Source organism: Microcystis sp. CS-574 (assembly GCF_028329095.1).
Classification (GTDB): Bacteria; Cyanobacteriota; Cyanobacteriia; order Cyanobacteriales; family Microcystaceae; genus Microcystis; species Microcystis ichthyoblabe_A.
In genome coordinates this window covers 1-9,710 of sequence record NZ_JAQMSY010000243.1, presented here as the reverse complement: position 1 = coordinate 9,710, position 9,710 = coordinate 1, and the positions used below count along the sequence as shown (strand labels likewise).

Genomic DNA, 9,710 nt, shown 5'->3' with positions numbered 1-9,710 from the left:
GGGTGTAGGGTGTAGGGTGTAGGGTGTAGGGTGTGGGGTGTGGGGTGTGGGGAGATAGGGGAATGGGGAAATTTCAACTAAAACCCTAAAACCCTAAAACCCTAAAACCCCAACTCTCAACTCCTGAATTCTGATAGTTAAAAACCAGCTAAAATAAGGATAAATTTAGTCAAGAAACCATGAAAATAGCGATTACTGGGGCGACAGGATTTGTGGGGAGTCGATTGGTGGTCAAACTCCTTGATCGCAGCGATGACATCCTAATTTTGACTCGCAATCCCGATAAAGCCCGAAGAATGTACCCAAAGTCAATCTATCCTAAGATAGAGATTATTCCCTATATCGCCACAGAATCGGGGGATTGGCAAAAAGAGATTTCCGGATGTGACGCGGTGATTAATCTAGCGGGAGAACCGATTTCGGAACGCTGGACCGGTGAAGCAAAACGAGCAATCGTCGCTAGTCGGGAAATCGGCACCGAGAAAATTGTCGAAGCGATCTCGCGTAGCGAGCGCGTTGCGACCGCACTTGCTGCCCAGAAACCGAAAGTTTTAATTAACTCCTCGGCGATCGGTTACTATGGAACCAGCGAAACCGCTAGTTTTGACGAAAACAGCCCTCCCGGTGGCGATTTTCTGGCGGATGTCTGTAAAAAGTGGGAAACAGCAGCCCAAAAAGTTAAAGATTACGGCACTCGTTTAGTCATTCTTCGCACGGGTATTGTTTTAGACAATGGGGGTGCTTTAGGGAAAATGATCCCACCCTTCAAGCTTTTTGCCGGCGGACCGATTGGCAGCGGTCGTCAGTGGTTTTCTTGGATTCATCGGGATGATTTAATTAATTTAATTATCTATTGTCTTGATCGCCCAGAAATTAACGGCACGTTCAATGCTACTGCACCCAATCCCGTCCGGATGAAAGAATTCTGTCAGATATTAGGGGAAGTAATGAATCGTCCTTCTTGGTTGCCAGTGCCGGATTTTGCCCTCGAAATTCTCTTGGGAGAAGGGGCAAAAATCGTCTTAGAAGGTCAAGAAGTGCTGCCAAAAGCCACCCAAGCGATCGGTTTTGACTATCGTTATCCTAATCTAGAAGCGGCCTTAGAGGAAATTGTCCCGAAAATGTAGAAAGCTGATATACTGAGGGCAAAAATTCCAGATATTACTAATCTATGAGCAATTCTTCCGAACCGACAGCAAATTATTGTTTTTGCACTTTAGCCCTAAGAGAAAAGTATCAAAAATTAACTAAAACTCTGGCTGAAGATTTAAAAAAATACGCCCCTGGGGGCAGTCTAGTGGTGGGAACTGATGCCCCTCAGTATTTTGATAATAGTCCCAATGTTATCGCTTTTAAACATACTCAAAAAGGGATTTTACATTGTTATAATGATAAACGCTTTGTTCTAGAAAAAAGTTTAAAGTTATTTCCGACAGCTATTTTTGTCGATGCGGATACAAGACTAATAGAATCATTATCGGACAATCTTGATTTTACTCCAGGTATCGTTGGTTATCATCAAAGTATGGTTGAGCATAATAAAAAATATCGTCCTCGAGATTTACCTAATTTAATTAGGGTTTCTGAAAAACTAGGAATTCCGAGTGAACAAGTAAATTGGATTGGAGAGTCTTTATTTATAGTCACTAGAGATGGAGGGAAAGAGCAAGAGTTTTTGCATTTTTGGGGGAAGATAGCACTCTATTTAGAAATGAAAGGAATGCACAGTGGCGAAGGCAGTATTATGGGACTAGCGGCAGCAAAAGTCGGGTGGACAGTAGATACCAGTGAAGCCTGGTTAATCCTCAAAAACAAAAGCAATCATCTTGATGCCAGTTATCAACCTCCCATTAAAAAAGATTTTTGGCAACCTCTCCAAAAAAGACTAGGTTATCATTATCGTCTCAATTTAGCCCGACTGAATGCCCTAAAAAACTATGATTTTTACTATCGCTAATCTATTTTTCGCTCCAGACGGGATGGGAAAATAAAGAGGCAGCGACTCTCACCCCACGCAGTTGATTTAACAGGGGTAAATGGCCGACGGGAGCGCTTAAATCCCAGATAAATTCCTGCGGGTATTTCGTCCAATTATTGCCATTTTTCCAGCCAATTTTCGGCCAGAGTTTCGGGAAATCTTGACCGACACCGAGCCATAATTTGCGCTGCACCGACCAACCGAATTTCCCTTCCGAATGAACTAACCAAAGATGATCAATAGTCTGAATATCTACACTGGGGAAAGCTTCTACTTCCGTAAAATAGACCCATTTCCTCTGTATTGCTCCTTCTCCTGCTAATTCACAGAGTTTTTGACGGGTGAGACTATCGGCAGTTTGAAAATCCTGTTTAGCCAATAGTTCCTGTAAAAGTCGATAATCGATACCTTTAGCACTGTCTAGGGGAACAATACCCGTGGGGAAATAATTAGCTAAAAATTCCTTGCTCTGAGTGCTATTATCTTGGTATAGCAACTGATAGGCCTTACCTGTCACCAGATTAACAGGAGTCGGGCGCCTAGCTAATAAAAAATCTCTCAACACAGTTAGGCCACCTTCTCCGGCCTCGGCTAATTGTGTCAGGATTTGTAATTGATTTTTCGGCGACTCGGTGGCTAATTGACCCGCTAGACGGGTAATATCCTCGCTTTGTTCTTCTACTAACACGCCATTCTGGTCAGTCATATCATCACTTTTAAGACCACTCCTTCAATACTATTACCACTATTTCGGGGTGGCTGCTCGATTTTTTCCTGACAAAACAGGGATTTTTAGCACCGACATTCCGCACCTCTTCATATACTTTTACATATCTTTACATTTCCCAAGATATTTTGACGAAAAACCTTCATTGTAGAAACTACTATTGAGAACATTTTCAATAATTGATTTTTTCTGAGAAAAAAATTTACAATTCTTCACCCTGACAAAAATCCATCATTGTGGCTATAATCCTTACTGGCAAAGAGTTGTAAGCAATATATTAGTAAAAATTATCAATTGAATGTTAAGAAGTGCGGACAGTAGGTACGCTCCTCGAGCAAGATTGCTGTCGGCTCGATGGTTAGTGCTGCCCTTGGGTAATGGAAAAGAGACGGCGCTGACAGTGACAAATCCCAAGGATAGCAATCCCAAAGCGAGCGGACTGCTGCTTTCTGGTACGGCTGTCACCTCAGCAAAGGGAATGATAGTTTCAAACAGATACACGAGAGACGATCCCGATCCTTGCAAAGGAGAAAGATCAAGTCCTGGTTTAGATGAGCGACTAACCGCAGAAATTAAAGGGTTAACTGCAAGAGTCGCTGATCGGGAATTTACCAGTCGGGGGATTCTGATCAGCAAAAATAAATTCAGAACGATTTTGCGCCGTTTCAGCGATCACTAAAATTGTTAAGAATTGTACAACCCTCTTGTTATAAGGCTTTTTATGTCATGAAACCTTAAAATGAGAATTGCTGGATTCTGATAGCTTTGGTTGTTGCTATTTTAGGAGGAGCGTCCAAAATTTTTGGTTTTCTCCCCAATCCTTGACAGCGATCGCATAATGTTTGAGGAAATTAACGCCCAATTGAAACGGCTAAAAAATTAAACTACCCGATCGAGTGTCTTTTCTGTCAATCTTCTTGAGGATATTTTTCCCAAAGATCTGTGATTTGGCGAAGACTTTGGAAGTTGCCATTACCGAGGATCAAATGATCTAGGAGAGGAATGGCTAGATAGGTAGCTCCCTGTAATAATTGTTCTGTGAGTAAAATATCGTCTTGACTAGGCACAAGTGACCCAGTGGGGTGATTATGGGCGATAATTAACTTAGTAGCTGATTGTTTCACTACTTCTCGAAAGATTTCTCGTGGATGTACCAGTGTTTCCGTGGCTGTGCCGATAGTAATCACCTTGAGTGCGATTAACTGATTTTTGACATCGAGTAAAATAACGGCGAAACGTTCCTGAGACTGATACATTAGTTCGTGTCCAAGGATAGCGGCAGCGGTATCGGGACTATCGATAACCATTTTTTCCGTCGGTCGTCGTTGAAAAGCTCGTTTTCCCAATTCGATCGCCGCTAGAATAGTAGTAGCCTTAGCCGGTCCAATGCCATGAATAGCGGTTAATTCTTGGGGCTGAATATCCCTCAAAACGTCCAAAGGATCCCGGCGATATTTACTCAATTCATTGAGAATATGCTGTCCTAAACCCACCGCCGAGAGTTTCCCCTTACCTTGACCTGTAGCCAGTAAAATCGCTAATAATTCGGCGTTACTGAGGTTTTTCGCCCCGACACTGATTAAACGTTCCCTCGGTCTTTCACTGACGGGAATATCGGCAATTCTTAAGCTGTAGGTCATGGAAGTGGCAAGCTACCGCGATAAAATTCCATCATACAATTTTAGCCAGTGCCTAGAGGGATTTGGCGGGTAAATCAAGGGGAAAAATTCTCCTTACTGATAGCGAATTCCCGCATCTTCGAGGCGCTGTAAAGCTTCCCCTAATCGCGGGATATCGGCGATTAAACTGACGCGCACATAACCTTCCCCTCCCTCTCCAAAAGCATTGCCCGGAGTGACAACAACACCAGTTTTTTGGAGGACGCTGAGGGCGAAATCCGTGGAAGTCATGCCGACGCTACAGGGAATCCAGAGATACATTGTCGCCTTAGAGGGGGGAATATCCCAACCTAATTGCGCCAAACCTTTGATTAAAAAATCTCGTCGCTGCCGGTATCTTTCCTGTACTTGTTTGACGTATTTATCCGGCAGTTGTAGGGCGGTTTCGGCCGCTTTTTGGATGACGGAAAAGATGCCATAATCGAGATTAGTTTTCAGGGTGCGTAACCCTTGAATAATATCGGAATTGCCCACGACAAAACCGACGCGCCACCCAGCCATATTATAGGTTTTCGAGAGGGTATGAAATTCCACACTAATCTCTTTTGCCCCCGGAATTTCTAATAAACTGGTGGGCTGATAACCATCAAAACTTAATTCAGCATAACAGAGATCGTGGACGAGCATAATCTCATAGTGCTGGGCCCAAGCAACGATTTTCTCAAAAAATTCTCGGGGGGCAATGGCGGCGGTGGGGTTACTAGGATAGTTAAAATAGAGGATTTTCGCCCGTTTAGCCACATCTTCGGGGATAGAATCGATATCTAGCAGCCAATCCTGTTCTGCTTTTAAAATGATCGGGTATAGCGTCGCCCCAGCAATCAAAGGACCGCGAAAATGGGCGGGATAGGCGGGACTGGGAACTAAGACCACATCGCCGGGGTTAACATAAGCTAGGGCGAGGTGAGATAGGCCCTCTTTGGAACCTAGCAGGGGTAAAGCTTCGTTATCGGGATTGAGTTCCACACCATAAGAGCGATCATACCATTTAGCGATCGCTTCTCGGAAACTGGCGGTTCCTTCAAAGGGGGGATAACCGTGAAATTGGGGGGTTTCAAAAGCTTGAATGGCCGCTTCGATAACTGGACGCGGGGCAAAACCGTCCGGGTTACCCATACCTAAATCGATTAAATCTAGTCCTTCTTTGCGGGCTAAGGCTTTTAATTCATCCAAGCGGGCGAAAACGTAGGGGGGTAAGGCACTTAATCGCTTGGCGCGGCTATTCGTCCAATTTACACTCATTACTTCTTGGCTTACTGATCGAGGTAATCTAACATTATGACACGAGTGTATGGCTAATTTAGCAGTTAGGGACTTGCGCTTTGATAATGTACCATTTAGGGCTGGTCTTATTCTTCTACAGAGCGATTGTCTGGCTGGGATATTATTCCCACGCAAGTCCTTAGTCAGTAGTCAGGAGAATTAAGAATGAATGATAATCAGTTAAATAGTCTATTTGCAGACTTTATACCATTTAATACTTAATTTTTGCCGTTTTTGAACCCTGAAAAATTAATTATGCAAGAGGTTTAATACCAGAGCCTTGTTTTGCGTCAATATGAAGTGTACCTCAAAACTTGGGGGTTGCCAAATTTGAAAATGCCTAAATTAGGGCAGCAACTTATTAAGCAGAGGAGTTAGATTTTGAGGACGATAATTGGGATCAGCCTTAAGTCGTTCGACCACACTGTAATGAACGGCAACTTTTAAAGATTCTATCGGTCGCCATCCTTCACCAGCTAAGGCATACACACCAGTCACGCTATTATCAAATTTAGTCGTTGGCTCTGGTTTAATCTGGAATTCCTCACTATAATTTTCAGTTGAATCAAACTCCAATCCCAACTTTTTAGCCTCGTGGATTATCCATTGTAAAGTATAGTCCGATAGCCCCCGATATTCTTTAGTTCCTCCACCAATACAGCCATGTTCACCAGCAAAGAAAACTTCTTTGACTACTTGTTCAGGATTTTTGTCACTTCTCTGCATGGCGGACGAGGGAAAACCTCTGCGTTTCTCATCAATGGCAACTGCATGAAAGGCATTTTCCACAATCGGACTTAGTCTAGCATCGAAAAATTCATACTTCCGATTCCAGAGTTTAGCCAAGGGTAGCCAAGGCGTTAGATCAGGAACACCTAATGCTCCCACCGTATCCCAGCACCCTAACATTTTGATCGGTACACGACCTTGTAAATAATCTTTTTCGCTATCTATCTTTTTGGAGTTATCTTCCCGGAATTTTTGAGCTTCTGGATCATTTGGCTTAATTTTAGAATTTCGATAAAGCTCATAAGCTTTAGGCAATTCGCGGATTTTGGAACGGCTCAATAAACCACTGTTATAGATCATACCTGCTAAACAACGAACTGTATAGGCTCCGCGACTAAAGCCAACTAGGTAAATTTCGTCTTCAGCTTCTACGTCATAATTCATACATAAAAAGCGATAGGCATCTTGAATAATTCTGTCAATTCCCCAGCCGAAAGCACCCCCGCCTAAACGCTCGATTAAATCAGCGTCTTCTTCTGTGCCACATCCTGATATATAATGAACCATTTGTGGGGTTTGATCATCGGCGGTGTATTTAACTAAGCGGGCAAATTTGACGACATTTGTAGGATAGGAAGTTGCTAATTCATTCCAAGTACCATCACAACAAACAACCAAACGTTTTTTCTTGGTTGTATTAGAGGGTTTAGTCGGCTCAGTGGTGTCAGGCTTAGATAATGGTTCAGACATATTCTTATCTTGAGTTGATTCTGAGGTTTGAGGATTAGATGTTTCCGATGGGGTCAATATTTCGGGTTTGATACTAGATGATTGTTCCTTGGGAGTAACTTCTTCATTGTTTGATGGAGTTTGAGGATTAGATAGTTCCGATGGGGTCAATATTTCGGGTTTGATACTAGATGATTGTTCCTTGGGAGTAACTTCTTCATTGTTTGATGGAGTTTGAGGATTAGATGGTTCCGATGGGGTCAATGTTTCGGGTTTGATACTAGATGATTGTTCCTTGGGAGTAACTTCTTCATTGTTTGATGGAGTTTGAGGATTAGATGGTTCCAGTTTTGCCAAAGTTGTAACAGTTTGGCAATAAATCCCCAAACGTACTAACAAATTTTGCCCTCCCCCATAAGAGCCAAAGAAGCCGATAATCTCCTGACCTTCTGGCGCTTCTAAGACGAAAGGGTCAACTTCTTGTTTTCCATGCTTTCCCCCAAAAACGGGTGATTTAACTCCCTTTTTGGTTTCAAATTGGATGGTGACAATTTCTTGCTTGGGACGTCCTGGTGCTGACATTCCCCAAGTGCCGCTTATTTTCGTGAGATAATCCCCTGCTGGTATGGAAAATTCTCCTTTTGTACCGCCGCGACCACCAACTAGGTCTGAAAGATAGGTTTCTCCCGGAATAGAAGCGGGATTTTCGTATTCAACCTGAAGTGCGTCAATTGCTCAACCTGCATTCACAAATACCTTTTTCAATTGTGATTGTGGAGCAGTATCTTTAGGAAGAATTTGAAAATCTGTGCCTGAGATTGAACCACCTGTCGGACCTAATTTTATCGGTTTAGATACTTGATCCGTATTGTCGCTAGGAACTGGTTCAGGGGTTGTAAATTTGGGTGGAACTGAACAAGTCACTGCTATAACTGAACCACTATTCGGGATCTCCTTCCAGTCACTGGTCAAGCTATCTCGGCTATAGAGGCGATTATTCGCCCCAACTCCAACTAACTCCCCATCCGGCATGACGGTGACACTAATAACCGCACCGCTATTAGGTACTTCCTTCCAGTCACTGATCAAGCTATCTCGGGTGTAGAGGCTTTTATTGGTTCCAACGCCGACTATTTTGCCATCTGGCATAACGATAGCACCAATGACCGCACCACTATTAGGTATCTCTTTCCAGTCACTGGTTAAAGTATCTCGGCTACACAGGAGATTATTTGTCCCAACACCAATTACTCCATAGTTAGCTGTTTCTGTCTTTTCAATCTTTATAGGAATTTCTCCAACATTTCCCTTGACACTTAAGGAATAAATACGATCAACTGAATCGGAAAATGCTGTAGCAGTAGCACCGGATGAGGTAAACAAAACTTTTCCGCTTAAGTTACCAAGAGGAGCAGTATTCTTATCATAACTGATAGAACCTGCTTGGGGATAATATATTCCCACAAAGTCACCTTGGTTGACTTTAATCGGTGTAGTAAGGGAAAATTCGTTTAAACCAATCACAGGAGTTTTTACCTCGCTTTTTCCCACAACTGACCAGGTATTTGCTTCCTTCCTATAAGTGATCAGTTGTACAGGTGATGTGTTTTCTGCCCAAATATTCCACCCAGTTATTTCACCATTGCCATTAATGGGTTTGTTGGTATCTACAAGATAATAATTAGTTCTTGTATCTGCAATTCCGTATTTACTGGGAGAATTACCCCCAGTGATCACATCAGGTTTTTTCCCTATTTCAGACTCCTTCGTGCCAGTTATGGGTAATTCAGATTTTCCCCAAGTAGCACCATTAATTGTGCCATTATTGCCATTACTTGTCTTATCTTTGGCGATATTTTCTGAACCTTCATTGAGGGGCAAATATCCCACTAATACGGTTTCATTTCCCTTTAATCGCTGGGACATATTTTCTTTGATTTCTGATTCTGGTCGGGCAATGTTCCACACCCTCACTTCCGTCATTTGACCTTCAAAGTAACCATCATTAACCCAGTTACTCTTACCTATATAGTTTAAGGTTCGGTTCAGGTTGTCTGGAAGGCTTAATTGTTTACTTTGGATTAATTGACCATTTTTATATAGTTTGCCCATCCCTGATTTATCAATGGTAGCGGCTACATGAGTCCACTTACCAATTTCCAAGGCATTTGGGGCTTCTATGAAGTGCTTTTCGTTGTTACAAAACAGATGGAGTCCCAGGGGCTTAGATTTGCCCACATTTCCCAAAACAATGCTATTTTTCTCGGCTCCATTGCCGAAATCAATAATTCTTGACCAAGAGCGAAAACTTTTGTGCTGCACCCAAGCTTCTACGGTAAATCCTTGCGAATAATCTGTATTAGCTGCGGGTAACTGCACATAATCGTCTATGCCATCAAATGCTAGGACAGATTCGATAGCATCCTTCTTGACACTCGTAGTATTTTCCGTTTGACTCATTGTCATTTGGCTCTTCTAGGTTCTGTGTGATAAGTTTAACTTACAATATGATCGATCAATCTTTGTGTCCTTTGTGTCTTTGTGGTTCGTTCCACCCCCTCGCTCTTGAGAATGTATCTTAGAATACATTTTACCCACCAAACCT

8 protein-coding genes are annotated in these 9,710 nt (G+C 42.7%); 3 read left to right on the top strand and 5 right to left on the bottom strand.

Going from position 1 to position 9,710, the window contains the following annotated elements:
- Positions 1 to 179: 179 nt before the first annotated feature.
- A complete protein-coding gene (gene thyD, locus PN470_RS19860; protein ID WP_002753289.1) occupies positions 180 to 1,127 on the top strand; it encodes a thylakoid membrane protein ThyD in 948 nt (315 codons plus the stop codon).
- Between the two features lie 44 nt (positions 1,128 to 1,171).
- A complete protein-coding gene (locus PN470_RS19855; RefSeq protein WP_130757621.1) occupies positions 1,172 to 1,957 on the top strand; it encodes a hypothetical protein in 786 nt (261 codons plus the stop codon).
- A gap of 1 nt (position 1,958) precedes the next feature.
- On the opposite strand, the gene PN470_RS19850 is transcribed toward PN470_RS19855, so the two are convergent.
- Complete coding sequence (locus tag PN470_RS19850; RefSeq protein WP_016516836.1) at positions 1,959 to 2,684, bottom strand: GUN4 domain-containing protein; 726 nt, start codon at positions 2,682 to 2,684, stop codon at positions 1,959 to 1,961.
- 361 nt (positions 2,685 to 3,045) lie between these two features.
- Here PN470_RS19850 and PN470_RS19845 point away from each other — a divergent pair, with 361 nt between their 5' ends.
- Positions 3,046 to 3,384 (top strand): hypothetical protein, encoded by a 339-nt coding sequence (locus tag PN470_RS19845; protein ID WP_353851594.1) that lies wholly within the window; start codon positions 3,046 to 3,048, stop codon positions 3,382 to 3,384.
- A 229-nt stretch (positions 3,385 to 3,613) separates the two neighbouring features.
- Here PN470_RS19845 and radC read toward each other — a convergent pair whose 3' ends face one another.
- From radC to PN470_RS19820, 4 genes are all read right to left on the bottom strand, one after another.
- Complete coding sequence (radC, locus tag PN470_RS19835) at positions 3,614 to 4,345, bottom strand: RadC family protein (RefSeq protein WP_002732646.1); 732 nt, start codon at positions 4,343 to 4,345, stop codon at positions 3,614 to 3,616.
- Between the two features lie 93 nt (positions 4,346 to 4,438).
- On the bottom strand, positions 4,439 to 5,626 hold the full coding sequence (locus tag PN470_RS19830; RefSeq protein ID WP_103112851.1) for an aspartate aminotransferase: 1,188 nt from the start codon (positions 5,624 to 5,626) through the stop codon (positions 4,439 to 4,441).
- 366 nt (positions 5,627 to 5,992) lie between these two features.
- Positions 5,993 to 7,837 (bottom strand): phospholipase effector Tle1 domain-containing protein, encoded by a 1,845-nt coding sequence (locus tag PN470_RS19825; protein WP_272104981.1) that lies wholly within the window; start codon positions 7,835 to 7,837, stop codon positions 5,993 to 5,995.
- A 3-nt stretch (positions 7,838 to 7,840) separates the two neighbouring features.
- On the bottom strand, positions 7,841 to 9,565 hold the full coding sequence (locus PN470_RS19820; RefSeq protein WP_272104980.1) for a LamG-like jellyroll fold domain-containing protein: 1,725 nt from the start codon (positions 9,563 to 9,565) through the stop codon (positions 7,841 to 7,843).
- Positions 9,566 to 9,710: the final 145 nt, after the last annotated feature.